This window comes from Micromonospora sp. WMMD961 (assembly GCF_029626145.1).
In the GTDB taxonomy this organism is placed as follows: domain Bacteria; phylum Actinomycetota; class Actinomycetes; order Mycobacteriales; family Micromonosporaceae; genus Micromonospora.
Genome location: NZ_JARUBJ010000002.1, coordinates 6,009,852 through 6,026,773, shown reverse-complemented (window position 1 = coordinate 6,026,773; position 16,922 = coordinate 6,009,852). Strand labels below are relative to the sequence as shown.

Below are 16,922 nucleotides of genomic sequence, written 5' to 3'. Positions count from 1 at the left end.
CCCGGCCCGCTCAGACGGACGCGCTCGGCGCCGGCTCGGCCGCCCGGTCCAGTGGGGCTTCGGGAGCGCCGAGGCCGGCGGCTCGACGCGCCTCGCGGCGGGCCACCCAGCCGTAGCCGAACAGGGCCATCACCGCGAAGAGCCACCACTGCACGACGTAGCCGAAGTTCTGCCAGTTGTTGGCGTGCCCGACCGGCACCGCCTTGAACACCGGGTCGGCCGCCGGGGTCTGCTCGTCCAGCAGCAGGTACGCGCCGTAGACCGGGTAGGGCAGCTCGTCGGCCAGCCGCGACACCCCGATCCGGCGGATCTCCAGGCGCCCGTCACGTCGCTCGGCGGCCCGGGCGCCGCTCTCCGTCTCGTGCACCCGACCGACCACCGTCACGTCGCCGGTCGGCACGGCCGGAACCTGCGGTTGGGCGGTCGCCGCCCCACCCGGCGCCGGCGGGATCCAGCCCTGGTCCACCAACAGCGCCGTGCCGTCCGCGAGGACCAACGGGGTGAGCACCTCGAAACCGACCCGGCTGTCCACCGTCCGGCCGCGGACCAGCACGGTGTTCGTCGGGTCGTACCTGCCGGTGGCGGTGACCCGGGTCCAGACCTTCTCCTTGGCGGGGGCCGGGCCGACCGAGCCCGCGCCGCCGGTGGGGGCGGACAGCGCGTCGGCCAGCGGCGCGGGAGCCATTCGTTGGCCCGCGTCGATCCGCTCGTTGACCTCGGTACGCCCCCGGTAGCGGTCCAGCTGCCAGTTGCCGAGGAACACCATGACGGCGGCCGCGACCAGGGTCAGCGCGAGAGCGCCCAGCCAGCGTGGGCTCAGCAGGAACCGGTACACGGCACCGAGGCTACCCGTATGACCGGCGCCACTGACCTGGACCGGGCCGGCACGACGGCAGGGTCTTGGCGGTGGCCCCGGTTGGCGGTGCTCGCGTCTCCAGCCGGGCGGGTATCGTCACGCCGACGGATCGGCCCCGGTCGTCCCGTCGCGTACCCGCCGCCGCTCGCGAGGAGTCGATGATGACCGTCGTGCCGCGCCTGGTGCTCAGCGCGCCGTCCTCCGGGCACGGTAAGAACGCGCTGGCGATCGGGCTGCTCGCCGCCCTGGCCGAGCGGGGGGTCGACGTCGCCGGGTTCAAGTTGGGGCCGGACCCTGTCGACGCCGCCTACCTCGGTCTCGCCGCCGGTCGCCCGGGTCGGGTGATCGATCCCCGCCTGGTCGGCGTGGACCGGCTCGCCCCGCTGGTGGCGCACGGTGCCGCCGGTGCCGGCCTCGCCGTCGTGCAGGGCAGCATGGGGCTGTACGACGCGGTCGGCGGTCGCCCCGAGCAGGAGTCCACCGCCGCTGCCGCCGCTGCGCTGCGCAGCCCGGTGGTGCTCGTCGTCGACGTGGCCGCGATGGGTCAGTCGGTGGCGGCCCTGGTGCACGGTTTCCGCTCGTACGACGAGCAGTTGTGGCTTGGCGGGGTGATCCTCAACCGGGTGGCGTCGTCGCGGCACGAGGCGATGTTGCGCGAGGCGTTGGACGACGTGGGAGTGCCCGTCTACGGGGCGTTGCGCCGCCAGGACCTGCCGGCGGTGTTGCCATCGCGTCGGCACGGTGTGGCACCGGTGGTCGACGGGTCCGCCGACGCCGCCCGTGCGGTCCGACGGCTGGGTGAGGCCGTCGCCGCCACGGTCGACCTGGAACGTCTGCTGGGGCTGGCCCGCTCCGCGCCGCCGCTGCCCGCCCCGGCCTGGTCTCCCGAGGAGGCCCTCGGTGCGTTCACCAGCCCGGCGGACCGCCCGCTGGTGGCACTGGCCGGCGGACCGGGCGGCACCTTCGGCCACCCGGAGACCGCCGAGTTGCTGCGGGCCGCCGGCGCCGAGATCGTCACCGTCGATCCGCTGCGCGACGAGGCGCTGCCGGTCGGCACCCGCGCGTTGGTCGTCGGTGGCGCGCTTCCCGAGGCGTACGCCGAGCAGTTGTCGGCCAACCGGCGGCTCTGCATCGCGGTGGCCGAGTTGGCGCGGACCGGGCGTCCGGTGATCGCCGAGGGCGCCGGGCTGCTCTGGCTGGCCCGGGAGTTGGACGGGTTGCCGATGTGCGGTGTCCTGGACGCGGTCGGCGTCAGCCGGGACGGTCTGGTGGCCGGCTACCGGGAGGCCACCGCCCAGACCGACAGCGTGGTCGCCGCCCAGGGCACGGTGCTGGTCGGCCACAAGGCGCATCGGGCGGTCCTGACCCCTCGTGCTGGTCAGCGCCCGGCGTGGAGTTGGGACGGCGGCACGCCGGAGGGGTTCGTCTGGCGAAACGTGCACGCCTCACAGCTCACCCTGCACTGGGCGGGTCACCCGGTGACGGCGGCCCGGTTCGTCGCCGCCGCGGCGGCCGACCCGACGACCGAGGCGGTGCCGGCGCAACCCGGCGGGGTGCCGGTGTGATCGGTCAGGTGGCGGTACGCCGCTTCCCGGCGTTGACCGTCTCCACCCCACGTACGGAGGTGCGAAGGCTCACCGCCGCGGACGCGGAGGCGGCCGGGGAGATCTTCGCCGACAAGTTGACCCGGCGCTGGCTGCCTCTGCCGGACGACTCCGGCCCGATCGACGGGCACGCCTGGTGCACCGAGCTGGCCCGGCAGCGGCGGGACAGCGGCGAGGGTGACCACTACGCGGTGCTCCGCCGCGAGGACGATCAGATGGTGGGCTCGCTCTGGACTCGGCGTACCGACTGGGGAGCCCGTCTCACCGAGGTCTCCTACGCGATGGCCCCGCACGCGCGAGGGTTCGGCTTCGCCGCCGAGGCCGTCGACGCGGTGGCCATCGCGCTGATCCTGGAGCACGGATTCCAGCGGGTCGAGCTGCGGGTGGCGCCCGGCAACCTGGCCTCGCGTCGGGTGGCCGAGAAGGCCGGGTTCAGCTACGAGGGCCTGCTGCGTAACGCCGGGCAGGTCGGCGGCAGCCGGGTCGACCTCGAAATCTGGTCGTTCGTCGCCGCCGACCTGCGCTGACCTGGCTCGCGCCGGGTCAGCCGACGATCGCGTCGGATGGTGGGGTGAACTGGCGGGTCGGTGTGCCCTTCAGGCCGTCGCGCAGGGTCTCGGCGACCGCCGCGATGGGGATCTGGGACTGCCCGTCACCTACTGCGTTGAACGGGTTGTCCGGGTCGGAGATGAAACTCGCCGCGGCCAACTCCGGGGTGTAGCCGACGAACCAGGCGGACCGGGTGCTGTCGGTGGTACCGGTCTTACCGGCCACCGGGCGGCCGACAGTGCCCCGCACGCTGTCGGCGGTGGACCAGCCGCCGCAGCTTCCGCGCGCCGGGGTGTCTCCGGTCGGGCAGCGGGCCGCGTCGGTGGCTGCGCGTGCGGCGTCGGCGCTGACCACCTGCCGGCAGCGGGGTTTGGCCACCTCACGGTGGATGCCGCCCGGGGTGGCGTAGGTGGCCGGGGTGCCGTCCCGGTTCATGATCGCCTGCACGGGGATCGCCTCGCAGTAGCGGCCGTCGGCCGCGATGGCGGCGTAGGCGTTCGCCATCTCCAGCGGCGTGGCGTCGGAGACGCCCAGGGTGAACGCGCCCCACTTCTTCGCCTTTTCCGGGGACGCGTGGTCCCGGTCGACGTCGGTGCGCCACCGCAGCCCGAGCTGCTCGGCCAACCGGACCGCCCGGTCCGCGCCGACCTTCTCCTCCAGCCAGACGAAGTACGTGTTGACCGACTTGCCGAAGCCGGACCACATGGTCTGTTGGCCGGTCATCGCGCCGCTGGCGTTGGAGGGTGCCCAGCCGTCGTAGACCTCGGACCGGTAGCGGTGCGGGGCGTTGAACGAGGTGGAGAGCGGCATTCCCGCGTCGAGCGCGGCGAGCATCGGGAACATCTTGAACGTCGATCCCGCCTGGTAGCCAGCCAGGTCGCCGCCGCCGAGCAGCGGGGCCACCGTGTTCGGGTAGTTGGCCTTCACCTTCGGCCCGGCCTCCGGGTTGGAGCTGGGTGGGTTGTCGGCCAGGTCCAGCGAGTACGTCCGGTTCACCGCCATCGCCTTGACCCGCCCGGTGCCCGGCTCGGAGACGACGATCCCGTTGGCGAACGGGCTGCCGGTGGCCTCCTTGGCGCCGACGTTCTTCTCCGCCGCCGCCTGGATCTTCGGGTCGAGACTGAGCACGATCCGGTAGCCGCCCCGGCGCAGCTTGTCCATCCGTTCCAGCCGGTTCGCCCCGAACGCGGGCTGCGCGCTCCACCAGTTCTTCAGGTAGTCGCAGGCGAAGCCCCAGCTGTTGTACTTCTCCGACACGGCGGCGCAGTCGTGCGGCGGGGTCGTCAGCTTCAGCCGGATCGGTTCGGACTTGGCGGCGGCGGCCGAGTCGGGGGAGAGGTACCCGAGTTGGCTCATCCGATCCAGCACGTAGTTGCGTCGCCCGGTGGCCTCCTTCTGGTCGGAGTCGGCCGGGTCGTACTCGGACGGCGACTTGACCAGGCCGGCGAGGGTGGCGGCCTCGACCGGGGTGAGGTTCTTCGGTGTCTTGGAGAAGAAGATCTCGCTGGCCGCGTAGATGCCGTACGCCCGGTGCCCGAAGTACGCCGAGTTCAGGTAGCGCTCCAGGATCTGGTCCTTGCTCATCTCCTTCTCCAGGTCCAGCGCCATCCGCATTTCCTTGACCTTGCGCAGGCTGGTCTGCTGGGTGGCCTCCTGGACCTCCTTGGGGGTGGTCGCGCTGTCGCGCAGCGCCATCCGGACGTACTGCATGGTCAGGGTCGAGGCACCCTGGGAGACCCCGCTGGACCGGGCGTTCGCCACGAAGGCCCGGGCCACGCCCTTCGGGTCGACGCCGTGGTGCTGGTAGAAGCGGTTGTCCTCGGCGGCGACGATCGCCTGGAGAATGTTCGGCGACATGTCCGACAGCTTGGTGTACTGCCGGTACTCCTCGTAGAACATGGTCAGCACGGTCTTGCCGTCCGGCGCGTAGACGTACGACGTCTCGGCGGGCATCGCGGTGGTCAGGATCCGGGTCTTCTGTTCCACGGCGTGCGCGGTGGCCTTCGCGCCGAGCCCGGTGAGGGCTACCAGTGGGTACGCGGCGGCGGCGATCACGATCCCGGCGATCAGCCCGGCGCGGAGGAGAGGGACGAGTCGACCTGCGGCAGTAAGGGGTCGGTTACTCACATGGCCAAGTTATGACATTTCCGATTCGTACCTGAGAAGAACTCATAAACCGGCTAGTGGTGACGTGGCTTACGCCGAGATCGTCTGTCCCACCGGCCGCCTTCCCGGCAGGATCGCGGACATGCCCGAGTCGATCGACGCTCCCGAGCCCGACCTGGCGCACCACGGTGACGTCGAGGTCGGCGACGGCCTGATCGACCTCGCCGTCAACGTCCGCCAGGCGCGGCCTCCCGCGTGGCTGGCCGACCCGATCGCCGCCACCCTGTCCGACCTGGCCCACTACCCGGACCCGGCGCCGGCCCGGGCGGCGGTCGCCGCCCGACACGGCCGTCACCCGAACGAGGTGCTGCTCACCGCCGGTGCCGCCGAGGGCTTCGTGCTGATCGCGCAGGCCCTTCGTGGCGTGCGCCGGCCGGTGGTGGTGCACCCCCAGTTCACCGAGCCGGAGGCGGCGCTGCGGGCCGCCGGACACCCGGTCGAGCGGGTGCTGCTGGACCCCGCCGACGACTTCCGGCTCGACCCGTCGCGGGTGCCCGCCGACGCCGATCTGGTGATGATCGGCAACCCGACGAACCCCACATCGGTGCTGCACCCGGCACCGACGCTCGCCGCGCTGGCCCGCCCCGGCCGGGTGCTGGTGGTCGACGAGGCGTTCGCGGACACCACCATCGCCCCCGGGCGCTCCGGCGAACCGGAGTCCCTGGCCCAACGCCGCGACCTGCCCGGGCTGCTCGTCCTGCGCAGCCTCACCAAGACGTGGGGCCTGGCCGGCCTCCGGATCGGCTACCTGCTCGGTGCCCCGGAGTTGCTGTCCCGGCTGGCCGCCGTCCAGCCGCTCTGGGCCGTCTCCACGCCGGCGTTGGCCGCCGCGGCGGCCTGCGCCACCACCGCCGCGGTCCAGGCCGAACGCGCGATCGCCGCCGAGCTCGCCGCCGACCGCGACCACCTGGTCGCCCGCCTGGAAGACCTGCCCGGTGTACGTGTCGTCGGCCGTCCCGCCAGCGCGTTCGTGCTGCTGCACCTGCCGGGCGCGAGCGCGATCCGAGCCGCCCTGCGTGAGCGCGGCTGGGCGGTGCGCCGAGGCGACACGTTCCCCGGCCTCGGGCCGGACTGGCTGCGGGTGGCGGTGCGCGACCGAAACACCACAGACGCTTTCATCGAGGTGCTGCACGAGACCATGGAGGCATGATGCTGGAGACCACGATCGCGGCGATCCGCCCGGCTGACGAGACGGCCATGGCCGCAGCCCGTGAGCTGCACAGCCGGCTGACCAAGCCGGCGGGCTCGCTGGGCGCGCTGGAGGACCTTTCGGTACGCCTCGCCGGTCTGGCCGGAGCCTGCCCACCGCCGCTGCCCGAGCCGGCCGCGGTGGCGATCTTCGCGGGCGACCACGGGGTGCACGCCCAGGGGGTCAGCCCGTGGCCGCAGGAGGTCACCGCGCAGATGATCGGCAACTTCCTGGCCGGCGGAGCGGTGGTCAACGCGTTCGCCCGGCAGGCCGGCGCGTCGGTCACCGTGGTCGACGTCGGGGTGGCCACCCCGCTGGCCGCCGAGGCGGCCGCTCTCGACCCGGCTGCTCTCGACTCGGCCGCACTTGACCCGGCGGCACTTGACCCGGCGGCACTTGACCCGGCCGTGCTGGACCCGGCTGGGCTGAACCCGGCCGTGCCCCGGCTCGTCGTCGCGTCCGTCCGCCGGGGCACCCGGGATCTCGCGGTGACCGCCGCGCTGACCCGGGACGAGGCGCTGGCGGCGGTGCAGACCGGCATCCGGATCGCCGACGAGCTGATCGACGCCGGTGCTCGCATCCTGCTCACCGGCGACATGGGCATCGGCAACACCACCCCGGCCGCCGCCCTCATCGCCGCGTTCACCGGTGTCGACGCACTCGACGCCACCGGTCGGGGCACCGGGGTCGACGACCCGACGTACGCGCACAAGGTGGCGGTGGTGCGCGCGGCGCTGGCTCGACACGCACCCGACCCGACCGACCCGCTCGGTGTGCTGGCTGCCGTCGGTGGCCTGGAGCACGCCGCCCTGGCCGGGCTGATCCTGGGCGCGGCGGCGCGCCGTACGCCGGTGCTGCTGGACGGCGTGATCGCGGTGTCCGCCGCGCTGGCCGCCGCCGCGTTCGCCCCGGACGCCGTCGGTGCCATGGTCGCCGGTCACCGCTCGGCCGAACCGGGCGCGACGGTGGCGCTGCGGCACCTGGGCCTCGACCCGCTGGTCGATCTGGGGCTGCGCCTCGGCGAGGGCACCGGCGCGCTGTTGGCGTTGCCCGTGGTCACCGGCGCTGTCCGGGTGCTGCACGAGGTCGCCACGTTCGACTCCGCCGGGGTGGCCGAGAAGTGAGCACGCGCAGCGAGCGAGCCGTGCGCCTCGGGGCTGCGGCGTGACCGCCAGTCCGTACCCCCTCGGTCTGCGGCTCGACGGGCGGCGGGTGGTCGTGGTGGGCGGTGGCGCGGTCGCCACCCGGCGCGTGCCCGCGCTGCTGGACGCCGGCGCGGACGTCCTGCTGGTGGCGCCGGAGCTGACCCCGGCGCTGCGCGCCCGGGCCGACGCGGGTCGGCTGCACTGGGTGCCGCGCCGGTTCGCGCCCGAGGACCTGGACGGCGCCTGGCTGGTCCAGGTCGCGATCGACGACCCGATCGCGGCGGCATCGGTGAGCGCCCTCGCCGCCGAGCGGCGGATCTTCTGTGTCCGGGCCGACGACCGGTCGGCCGCCACCGCCTGGACTCCGGCGGTGACCCGGCACGGCCCGGTCACCGTGGCGGTGCTCGGCGGCGGTGACCCCCGTCGGGCGATGACCGTCCGCGACGCGATCCGCGACCTGCTGGCGGTACGTCTGGCACCCCTGGAGGGCGCTCCGACGCAGAGCCGGCCCGACGCTGCGAAGGCTGCGACCGATGCCGCTGGGACCGGAGGGCGGCGGGTCGGGCGGGTGGCGCTGGTCGGGTCGGGGCCGGGGGACCCGGAGCTGATCACCGTGCGCGGCTGGCGGCTGCTCACCGAGGCCGACGTGGTGGTCGCCGATCGGCTGGTGCCCGGCCTGCTGCTGGACGAGTTGCGCCCCGACGTCGAGCTGGTGGACGCCTCGAAGATCCCTTATGGACCGTCCCGGGCCCAGGAGGAGATCAACCAGATCCTGGTCGACCGGGCCCTGGCGGGTGCCTTCGTGGTGCGGCTCAAGGGTGGCGACCCGTACGTCTTCGGTCGCGGCGGTGAGGAGCTACTGGCCTGCGCGGAAGCCGGTGTGCCGGTGACCGTGGTCCCCGGTGTGACCAGCTCGATCGCCGCCCCGGCCGCGGCCGGGATCCCGGTCACCCACCGGGGGGTGGCGCACGAGTTCACAGTGGTCTCCGGGCACCTGGCACCCGACGCGCCGGCCTCGCTGGTGCGCTGGGACGCCCTCGCGGGCCTGCGCGGCACCTTGGTGATCCTGATGGGGCTGAAGAACCTCGCCGCGATCACGGCCACCCTGATCGCCCACGGCCGCCCACTGGAGACGCCGGCCGCAGTCGTCCAGGAAGCCACCACCGGCGCGCAGCGGGTCCTCCGGTCCACTTTGGGCGAGGTGGCCGCCGACGCGCTCACGGCCGACCTACGCCCACCCGCCGTAGTCGTGCTTGGCAATGTGGTGAACACGCTCGACGGCTGAGGGGCGGGCGGGCTTCGGCGCTACTCCAGCGAGGATGAGGTCGCGCCTCTGGCGCAGCCATTCTCAGGTTCGGAAGGGATGTTGCTCTAACCCCTGCACGACGCCAGGAAGACGACCACATCTTCCAAGGCAGATGTGATGGGGTTCGATTGGTACCCCACTACCGCCGGGCCGCGTCCGCGCCTGTGGAGCGAGCGATCTGAGACGTGTTCGCGTTGGCCTCACGCTGCGTGGATCGGTTACTCTGTGCAGGTCTTGCCGCCGGTTGCAACCGGCAGTAGGGCACAGGGCCTTCCCTAAATGTGTAAATGCAATTTTGGAAGCTGGAAGCCCTGGGGTGGGAGTCGCCGACGGACGCTCACCTAACTAAGCCTGTTCGCCGTTCTCAAGGTGGTCAAAGCGATACATCGGGTGCCCTGAAGGCACTCAGTAACACCTGAGATCTTGTGCAGTCGGTGCAGGAACTCAGCTTCACCAGTCATTGCGTACTGGTCGAGCTGAGCCCTGCGTGCCTCACTCGACCGGAGTGAGGGGCAGAGAATCGTGGGGCTCTCAATCCTTGAGCCTGTTCTAGCCGCGGGGCCTTGGGCGCTGGTAATCCTTGCCTTGGTGTACGCCGTGCCGAGGCTAATCGTGGCCGTGGTTGCACTGTTCAAGATCCCGCCGGAGCGACTTCCGGCGGTACTGAAGGCGCTCGGGGAACTGTTCCGCGTCGGGTCATGGTTCCGCCGTGCGCCCTGACAGCCAACGGACGTCCACGAGAGCCGGGTGTGGTCACTGACGGTCACCACACCCGGCACCGATGTTCAGGCGTCGAACTTGCCGGCCTTGACGCCGCGAACGAAGCCGGCCCACTGGTCGGCGTTGAAGGACAGCACCGGTCCCTGCCGGTCTTTGCTGTCGCGGACCATGACGACCTGGGGCGGGGCGGCGACCTCGACGCAATCTCCGCCCCCGTTGCTCCGCGTGCTCTTCTTCCAGTCGAGCGTGGTCATGTCTGTTCCTCTGCGATTGATGCGATGAGCTTGCGAGACTGCGCCTCGCTGAGGGCTTTCTCTTCGGTGGCGGACCATACGTCTCCGTACGCCTCGACCTCCGCAGGCTTGTCGAGGTAGAGGGCACCGGTCAGTCCGTCGGAGTAGATGATCGATGGCTCACTGCCCCCGTCGAAGTCGAGGATCGTGAACGCCCCGTTGGTCATGCTGGCACGGTGCAGGTCGACGCTGAACGGCACCACCCGCAGCGACACGTTGGGCTGACGGCTGACCGTCACCAGGTGGCCGAACTGTTCAGCGTCCACTCCTCGGCGTAGGACAGCCTCGTCAAGCATGATGTCGACTTGGGGCGCGCGGGGTGTGGTGCGGGTCAACAGCGCTTGCCGGCCAAGTCGCACCGCGACGCCTCGGTCAACCCTTTCGGCGGTCATGTCGGGCCGTGCGACCTGGTAGACGCGGGTGGCGTAAGCCTTCGTCTGAAGCAAGCCCGGAATCAACTGCGCTTCGTACTTCCGCAGACGAGTCGCGGCGGCTTCGAGTCCGACGTACAGCTCGAACCACTCGGGGATGGCGTCGCCGTAGGAGTGCCACCAGCCCCGCCCCTTGGTCTCCTTGGCAAGACCCATCAGAGCCTCGGTCAGTTCTGGTGACGCTCTGTAGACCTTGCACATCGCCTCCACGTCGAGCGACCGCATCGAAGTAGCGCCGGTCTCGATGCGCCAAATCTTCGGGGTCGACCACTCCAGCGAGTCGGCTGCTGCCTTGACGGTCATGCGCGCTTCCTCGCGGAGCTGCCGCAGATACCGCCCGAGTTGCCGCCTCGGAACTGTCGAGCCGGTGTCAGTCGTCACTGACTACTTCCTCTCCGTGACTACATACCGGGCGGAACCTGCGCTCGATATGTAACACCTGTCGGCCACGCTTAGCAACGGAATCTATCAAGATGAAACCTGCTCTTGCGTTTCATCCAGAATGTAATATTGCATCTCTCTCGCTGTGAGTAAACGATGACGTTGGGTGTGGTGGCCGGATGACCGTGCGTGGGCCGGCTGCCATGCTCCTCACGCGAGGAGGGGCGGATGCGCAGGCGCGTTACCTACGACGAGTACGTCATGGCACCAGCTCTGACCCTGGCAAGACGACATCGCCGGGTGTGGTCGTGGCAGAGATGGCGGAACGTCTGCCGATGCGGGAACGAACTGCCGTGCCGGGCGAGACACAAGATCCCGATCAACCGGGGCCATTGGCCGGGAGAGAATTCGTGACCACCCATGGGCCGATTCTGCCGATCTGGACCTGTGGCGGGCGTGGTGCGCCTTGGCCATGTCGTACCCGTCGCGCTGAGCTGCAAGCCGAGTACGACCGAGCCCCCGTGTCCTTGGTTCTCTACATGAGTTCGTGTCTGGTCTCTGCTTCGCAGGACATGGGCTGGGCCCCCGCAGGGCTGCTGCATCGGAGGTTCGTGGGGTGGCTGCCGTGAAAGCGGGTGACTTGCTCTACGTCACCCGAGAGGCCAGCGTGCAGTTCATCCACCCGATCAGATTCCGCGTGATCCGCGTGCTCGACTGGATTACCTACGACGGGTGGGTCTGGCTCGACGGATACGAGATCAATAAGAAGGGCGACGCGGTGGCCCGCCGATCAATCTTCGTCATGAAGGCCGGACTGCGGTCGGCCCCGGCACCCGTGACGGGCGGGCAATCGGGGCGGACGAGGGTTCCCAGCCTAAGCCGTATAGACGGGCCGCCCCGCATGTTGTCCCTGGGCGTGTGGGTCGCCTCCGAGCCGGCTGAGAACGCCTCGGACCGTTGAGCTGTGCCAGCGGTCGCAACCTGTGGACGGTCGGCACCCAATCGACGTTGAACTGGTCACCGATGGCGCGCAGGGTGTGCCCGTTGGACCTCAGCCGGCCGATGCGTCTTGGATGACGGGCTCGGGGACGAGGATCGGCCGACCCAGCTTGACGCCAAACGCTGGCTTGTCTGGAGGCTTGCGACGTAGCGGCAGCCCGCTCGGGTCGCAGGTTCCAGCCGGTGAAGCCACGGACTGGCGGAGCCGAAGCGACAAGGGGCCGGAGCGCTTGCGCTCCGGCCCCTTCCGTCACACGTACGGCGAACTACTGCTTGACCATGTTGTCCAGCAGCAGGGCGCAGCGGATCAGACCGAGGTGGCTGTACGCCTGCGGGTGGTTGCCCAGGCCGCGCTCGGCGAGCGGGTCGTACTGCTCGGGGAGCAGCCCGGTCGGGCCGGCGGTGAGCACCATCTGCGCGAACAGTTCCTCGGCGTCGGTGCGGCGGCCGGTGCGCAGGTACGCCTCGATCAGCCACGCCGTGCAGATGTGGAAGCCGCCCTCGCGGCCGGGCAGGCCGTCGTCCCAGTGGTAGCGGTAGACGACCGGGCCGCTGCGCAGGTCCGCCTCGATCCGCAGGACTGTGGACAGGAAGCGCGGGTCGTCACCCGGGAGCAGGCCGGAGAGGCCGATCCAGAGCGACGAGGCGTCCATGTCCTCGTCCCCGTACGCGACGCTGTACGCCTCGACGTCGGAGTGCCAACCGTGCTCCAGCACGTTGGCGCCGATCCGGTCGCGCAGGTCCTTCCACTCGGGCCGGTCCTCACCGCCGTGCTCGCGCATCACGTGCAGCGCGCGGTCGACGGTCATCCAGCACATCACCTTGGAGAAGACGTGGTGCCGTGGTGGCAGCCGGGCCTCCCAGATGCCGTGGTCGGGCTCGTGCCAGCGCCGGCGGACCGCCTCGACCATGTTCTCCAGGACCCGCCACTCGTCGTCGCGCACCGAGCCGCGAGCGTCGGCGACGGCCGCGATCAGGTCGGCGATCGGGCCGAAGACGTCCAGTTGGAGCTGGTGGTTGGCGAGGTTGCCGACCCGGACCGGCCGGGAGCCGGCGTACCCGGGCAGCGTGTCGATGACCGCCTCGGCACCCAGCTCGTACCCGTCGATGGTGTAGAGCGGGTGCAGCCGCTCGGGGTGGCCACCGGTGCGCTCGATGCAGCCGTCCACCCAGCGCAGGAACGCCTCGGCCTCCTCGATGGAGCCCAGGTCGACGAGCGAGCGGGCGGTCAGTGCGGCGTCGCGTAGCCAGCAGTAGCGGTAGTCCCAGTTGCGGACGCCACCGAGCTCCTCGGGGAGCGAGGTGGTCGCCGCGGCCAGGATCGAACCGGTGGCTTCGTGGCAGAGCCCGCGCAGGGTGAGGGCGCTGCGCGCGACCAGGTCGCGGGAGGTGGACGGCAGCCGGAGCGAGGCCACCCAGTCCTTCCACGGCTGTTCGGCGGCGGCCTGCCGCTCGTGGATCGGCACCCGGTGGTGCTCCAGGCTGTGCGTGCCGAAGCGCAGCTCCAGCACGACCTGCCCACCGGCGGCGGAGAGGTCGACGACCGCCTTGGCGGTCTCGTACCCACCGTCGTTGCGGACCTCCCACTCCAGGCCGGGCGCGTAGAGCGCGACCGGCTCGTTGGAGCCGAGCACCAGCAGACCGTCGCCGATCGGCTGCAACTGCACGGCGACCTGACCGAACTCGGGCCGGGGCGCGAACTCGACACGCGCCTTGCCGCTGCCGGTGAGCACCCGGACCAGGGTGGAGTCGCCGGTGATGACCGCCGGGCTGTCGTCCGGGGTGGTCTCCCGGGCCGGCTTGTCCAGCCAGTCGGTGACGGTGAGCCCGGACCACCGGGTCTCCACCGTCATCGTGCCGGAGCGGTAGCGCTGGCCCAGCGGGATACCGCCGCGCTCCGGGGCGACGCTGAAGTGACCGGCCGGGCTGCCGCCGACCAGGTCGGCGAAGATCGCCGCCGAGTCCGGCTTGGGGTGGCAGAGCCAGCTCACCTTGGCTTCGGGGGTGAGCAGGGCGACGGTACGACCGTTGGACAGCATGGAGTGCCGTTCGATCGGCACCGCCCGCTCGCCGAACAGCCAGTGCCGTCGGGTCTCCAGCAGCAGCGCCAACGCGCGCGCGGCCTCCAGCGGGTCGGCGACCCGGTAGCCGGCCTGGGTGTCCCCCGGGCCGATCTTGATGCCGAGGTCGGGGCCGTGCAGGTGGCCGAACGCGTTCTCGTCGGTGATGTCGTCACCGATGAAGAGCACCGCGCTGGCGGCGAGCTGGGTCCGTAGCTGGTCGACGGCGGTGCCCTTGTGGGTGGCCACGACGGAGAGTTCGATGACCTCCTTGCCCTGGGTCACCGTGACACCGTCGAAGGTGGCCGGGCCGTTGCGGACCGCCTCGATGGCGGCGGCGGCCACCTCCGGGTCGATTCCCCGGGTGTGCATCGCGACGCTCGCCGGTTTGCGTTCCAGCCGGACGCCCGGATGCTCGGCGGCGATGTCGCGTAGCGCGTTGCGGACCTGCGTGCGCACCGCGACCAGCTCGGGGGAGAGCCGCTCGACGAAGCCGATGTCGAACTCGGAGCCGTGGCTGCCGACGAGGTGCACCTCGCTGGGCAGCCGGGAGAGCGCGGCAAGGTCGCGCAGTGCCCGGCCGGAGACCACGGCCACGGTGGTCTGCGGCAGCGCGGCGAGCGCGCGGACGGCGGCGACCGCCTCGGGCAGCGGGACGGCCGTGCTCGGGTCCTCCACGATCGGCGCGAGTGTGCCGTCGTAGTCGCAGGCGACCAGGAGTTGGGGGACCCGGGCGATCCGGCCGATGGCGGCGCGCAGCTCGGGGTCCATCACCCCGGTGGCGATCGCCGCCCCATCGTTGACGGACGTGTTCACTCGGCCTCCGCCTCCGGAACCCCAAGCTCGGAGAGGAAGGACTTGGCCCAGTGGCCCACGTCATGGGTACGCAGGTGACGTTGCATTGTCCGCATCCGGCGGCGCGCCTCGGTTTTCTCCACGTGCACTGCCCGGAGCAGGGCGTCTTTGACCGCGTCCGGGTCGTGCGGGTTGCACAAAAATGCCTGGCGAAGCTCGGTGGCGGCACCGGCGAACTCACTGAGCACGAGCGCGCCACCCTGGTCGGCACGTGATGCTACGTATTCCTTCGCCACCAGGTTCATTCCGTCTCGCAGCGGGGTCACCATCATGACGTCGGCGGCAACGTACATCGCGGCCAGTTCACTGCGACTGTACGACTGATGCAGGTAATGCACTGCCGGCACGCCGACCCTGCCGAATTCGCCATTAATCCGACCCACCTCGCGCTCCACCTTGACGCGAAGTGCCTGGTAGTGCTCGACGCGTTCGCGGCTTGGTGTGGCCACCTGCACCATGACCGCGTCGGGAACTGTCAACTTTCCGTCAGCCAGCAGCTCGCGGAAGGCCTTGAGTCGCAACTCGATGCCCTTGGTGTAATCCAGGCGATCCACGCCCAGGATGATCGTCTTCGGGTCACCGAGCTCGGCACGGATCTGCTTGGCCCGGGCCTGGATGGCCGGGTCGGCGGCCATCCGCTCCATCTCCTGGGTGTCGATCGAGATGGGGAAGGCGCCCGCCTTCACCTGCCGACCGTCGACCTGGATCATCTGGCCCTCGTAGCGCAGCCCGAGCAGGTGGCGGGCCAGGCGGACGAAGTTCTGCGCGGCCAGCCGCTGCTGGAAACCGACCAGGTCGGCACCGAGCAGGCCGCGCAGGATCTCGGTGCGGAACGGCATCTGCATGAACAGTTCGATCGGCGGGAACGGGATGTGCAGGAAGAACCCGATCCGCAGGTCCGGACGCAGCTCACGGAGCATCGCCGGGACCAGTTGCAGCTGGTAGTCCTGCACCCAGACCGTGGCGCCCTCGGCCGCGACGTCCGCCGCGGCCTCCGCGAACCGGGCGTTGACCAGGCGGTACGCCTCCCGCCACCGGCGCTTGTAGGCCGGCGTCTCCACCGCGTCGTGGTAGAGCGGCCAGATCGTCGCATTGGACTGGCCCTCGTAGTAGCGCTCCAACTCCTCCGCGCTGAGCGGGACCGGGTGCAGCCGGATCCCCTCTAGGTCGAACGGCTCGGGAGCGGGGCCGGTGCCGCCGGCCCAGCCGACCCAAGTGCCCTGGTGCTCGGCGAGTACGGGATGCAGGGCGGTGACCAGCCCACCAGGGCTACGCCGCCACTGCCGTCCCTCGGGTGTGCTCACCTCGTCGACCGGCAAACGGTTCGCCACTACGACAAAGGAGCTACGGACGGTCACGATCGGCCACCTCCAGGTACTGACGGGTCCACCGCGATGAGCGTACTGAGCGTAGCTGCGGCGTCTGGTGCCCCGTGCCGGAGTCTCCTACCCGCCTCGCACCTGCCGAAATCCTGAGGGTGATCTTGTCGACAGCCGGCGGGTCAGAGGTCGATGATCGGCCACTCCTTGGGCAGCACCTCGCCCAGCAGTTCCCGCCGATCCGTCAGGATCGGCACGAGCGGACGCGACGCGGCCTCCATGGCGAGCTGAGCGAGATCCATGCGACCGTCCATTCGGCGAGACCAGCCACCGAGAATGGCGCACATGTCGGCTTCGACTGGTGTGACCCGGATGTTCGGCAGTGCCGAGAGCAGTTCCAACAGTTCCCACTGCTCGGGAGTCGCCTGTTGGTGTGCCCGCGCTAGGCAGAGTGCCGGCACGAGTACATCAAGAGCGTGGTCGGCGACTTCGGCGATCCGGTGCCCCACCTCCTGAGTCGTCGCTGAATAGGCGAGTAGTGCGGTTGTGTCGAGCGCAAGGCCGAAGGTGGTCACCGGCGGACCCGTGCACGGGCCGCTTCGACCTCTGCCTGCAACTGGGCGGCCTGGGCGCGCAGTTCGGGGGTGATGCTCGCCTTGGCCTGCTCCATCTCGGCATGCGCCCGCGCCAGGCCTTCATCGGTCAGCTTGAAGCCGACGCTCCGGAGGATCTCCCGGGTCTTCTCCCCGGCGACCCGCCTCCGTAGGGAGTCGGCCACAAAGGCGGACACGTTGGGTTCCAGTGCGAGTCTCTCCGCAAGATCGTCGGGCAGGCTGATGGTGATCTTCTTGGTCATACCTAAACCGTAATTTGCCTTACCGGCTCGGGCAAGGAGGCGCACCCGCGTACTCCTGGGGCGGGGTGATGTGGGCGAAGCGCGCCGTACCTGTCAGGATTGACGATGGCGTGCGCGTGGCCGGCTCCCGGCCGGCGGCGGCGGGCGGATCTCACAGCCCGCGCCGCGCCGCCGATCAGCGACAGCAACCGAC

14 protein-coding genes are annotated in these 16,922 nt (G+C 70.8%); 6 read left to right on the top strand and 8 right to left on the bottom strand.

Annotation, left to right across the window (positions count from 1 at the left end; all coding sequences use genetic code 11):
- Positions 1-10: 10 nt before the first annotated feature.
- Complete coding sequence (locus O7614_RS27425) at positions 11-835, bottom strand: SURF1 family protein (RefSeq protein WP_278141300.1); 825 nt, start codon at positions 833-835, stop codon at positions 11-13.
- Between the two features lie 182 nt (positions 836-1,017).
- On the opposite strand from O7614_RS27425, the gene O7614_RS27420 reads away from it, so the two are divergent.
- Both O7614_RS27420 and O7614_RS27415 read left to right on the top strand, forming a co-directional pair.
- On the top strand, positions 1,018-2,421 hold the full coding sequence (locus tag O7614_RS27420; RefSeq protein WP_278141299.1) for a cobyrinate a,c-diamide synthase: 1,404 nt from the start codon (positions 1,018-1,020) through the stop codon (positions 2,419-2,421).
- Positions 2,418-2,987: a GNAT family protein gene (locus O7614_RS27415; RefSeq protein ID WP_278141298.1), complete on the top strand. Its 570-nt coding sequence runs from the start codon at positions 2,418-2,420 to the stop codon at positions 2,985-2,987. The genes O7614_RS27420 and O7614_RS27415 overlap by 4 nt, the downstream gene beginning before the upstream one ends.
- 16 nt (positions 2,988-3,003) lie before the next feature.
- Here the strand turns inward: O7614_RS27415 and O7614_RS27410 are convergent, their stop codons facing one another.
- Positions 3,004-5,136, bottom strand: coding sequence for a transglycosylase domain-containing protein (locus O7614_RS27410; RefSeq protein ID WP_278141297.1), 2,133 nt, complete (start codon positions 5,134-5,136; stop codon positions 3,004-3,006).
- Between the two features lie 121 nt (positions 5,137-5,257).
- Here O7614_RS27410 and cobC point away from each other — a divergent pair, with 121 nt between their 5' ends.
- From cobC to cobA, 3 genes are read left to right on the top strand one after another with little or no spacing between them, the layout of a single operon-like run.
- Entirely contained in the window at positions 5,258-6,325 is a 1,068-nt protein-coding gene (gene cobC / locus O7614_RS27405) for an Rv2231c family pyridoxal phosphate-dependent protein CobC (RefSeq protein ID WP_278141296.1), read from the top strand.
- Positions 6,325-7,488 (top strand): nicotinate-nucleotide--dimethylbenzimidazole phosphoribosyltransferase, encoded by a 1,164-nt coding sequence (locus O7614_RS27400; RefSeq protein WP_278142395.1) that lies wholly within the window; start codon positions 6,325-6,327, stop codon positions 7,486-7,488. The genes cobC and O7614_RS27400 overlap by 1 nt, the downstream gene beginning before the upstream one ends.
- A gap of 40 nt (positions 7,489-7,528) precedes the next feature.
- Positions 7,529-8,794, top strand: coding sequence for a uroporphyrinogen-III C-methyltransferase (gene cobA / locus O7614_RS27395; RefSeq protein ID WP_278141295.1), 1,266 nt, complete (start codon positions 7,529-7,531; stop codon positions 8,792-8,794).
- Positions 8,795-9,600: 806 nt separating this feature from the next.
- Here cobA and O7614_RS27390 read toward each other — a convergent pair.
- Together O7614_RS27390 and O7614_RS27385 are read right to left on the bottom strand one after the other, a co-directional pair.
- Positions 9,601-9,789, bottom strand: coding sequence for a DUF397 domain-containing protein (locus tag O7614_RS27390; protein ID WP_269682687.1), 189 nt, complete (start codon positions 9,787-9,789; stop codon positions 9,601-9,603).
- Complete coding sequence (locus O7614_RS27385) at positions 9,786-10,640, bottom strand: helix-turn-helix transcriptional regulator (RefSeq protein ID WP_278141294.1); 855 nt, start codon at positions 10,638-10,640, stop codon at positions 9,786-9,788. Before O7614_RS27385 ends, O7614_RS27390 begins: the two co-directional genes overlap by 4 nt.
- A 616-nt stretch (positions 10,641-11,256) precedes the next feature.
- Here O7614_RS27385 and O7614_RS27380 point away from each other — a divergent pair.
- On the top strand, positions 11,257-11,601 hold the full coding sequence (locus O7614_RS27380; protein ID WP_278141293.1) for a hypothetical protein: 345 nt from the start codon (positions 11,257-11,259) through the stop codon (positions 11,599-11,601).
- Between the two features lie 304 nt (positions 11,602-11,905).
- Here O7614_RS27380 and otsB read toward each other — a convergent pair whose 3' ends face one another.
- The 4 genes from otsB to O7614_RS27360 form a co-directional block, all read right to left on the bottom strand.
- On the bottom strand, positions 11,906-14,470 hold the full coding sequence (gene otsB / locus O7614_RS27375; protein ID WP_278142394.1) for a trehalose-phosphatase: 2,565 nt from the start codon (positions 14,468-14,470) through the stop codon (positions 11,906-11,908).
- Between the two features lie 41 nt (positions 14,471-14,511).
- Entirely contained in the window at positions 14,512-15,912 is a 1,401-nt protein-coding gene (locus O7614_RS27370) for a trehalose-6-phosphate synthase (RefSeq protein ID WP_278141292.1), read from the bottom strand.
- A 143-nt stretch (positions 15,913-16,055) separates the two neighbouring features.
- Positions 16,056-16,448: a hypothetical protein gene (locus O7614_RS27365; protein WP_278141291.1), complete on the bottom strand. Its 393-nt coding sequence runs from the start codon at positions 16,446-16,448 to the stop codon at positions 16,056-16,058.
- Positions 16,445-16,729 (bottom strand): hypothetical protein, encoded by a 285-nt coding sequence (locus tag O7614_RS27360; RefSeq protein WP_278141290.1) that lies wholly within the window; start codon positions 16,727-16,729, stop codon positions 16,445-16,447. Before O7614_RS27360 ends, O7614_RS27365 begins: the two co-directional genes overlap by 4 nt.
- Positions 16,730-16,922: the final 193 nt, after the last annotated feature.

What these genes read in the sequence shown, in the direction of transcription:
- O7614_RS27420 (WP_278141299.1), top strand. Translation starts at nt 1,018, where the DNA reads ATGACCGTCGTGCCGCGCCTGGTGCTCAGCGCGCCGTCCTCCGGGCAC.
- cobC (WP_278141296.1), top strand. Translation starts at nt 5,258, where the DNA reads ATGCCCGAGTCGATCGACGCTCCCGAGCCCGACCTGGCGCACCACGGT.
- O7614_RS27400 (WP_278142395.1), top strand. Translation starts at nt 6,325, where the DNA reads ATGCTGGAGACCACGATCGCGGCGATCCGCCCGGCTGACGAGACGGCC.
- O7614_RS27390 (WP_269682687.1), bottom strand. Translation starts at nt 9,789, where the DNA reads ATGACCACGCTCGACTGGAAGAAGAGCACGCGGAGCAACGGGGGCGGA.
- O7614_RS27360 (WP_278141290.1), bottom strand. Translation starts at nt 16,729, where the DNA reads ATGACCAAGAAGATCACCATCAGCCTGCCCGACGATCTTGCGGAGAGA.
- otsB (WP_278142394.1), bottom strand. Translation starts at nt 14,470, where the DNA reads ATGGACCCCGAGCTGCGCGCCGCCATCGGCCGGATCGCCCGGGTCCCC.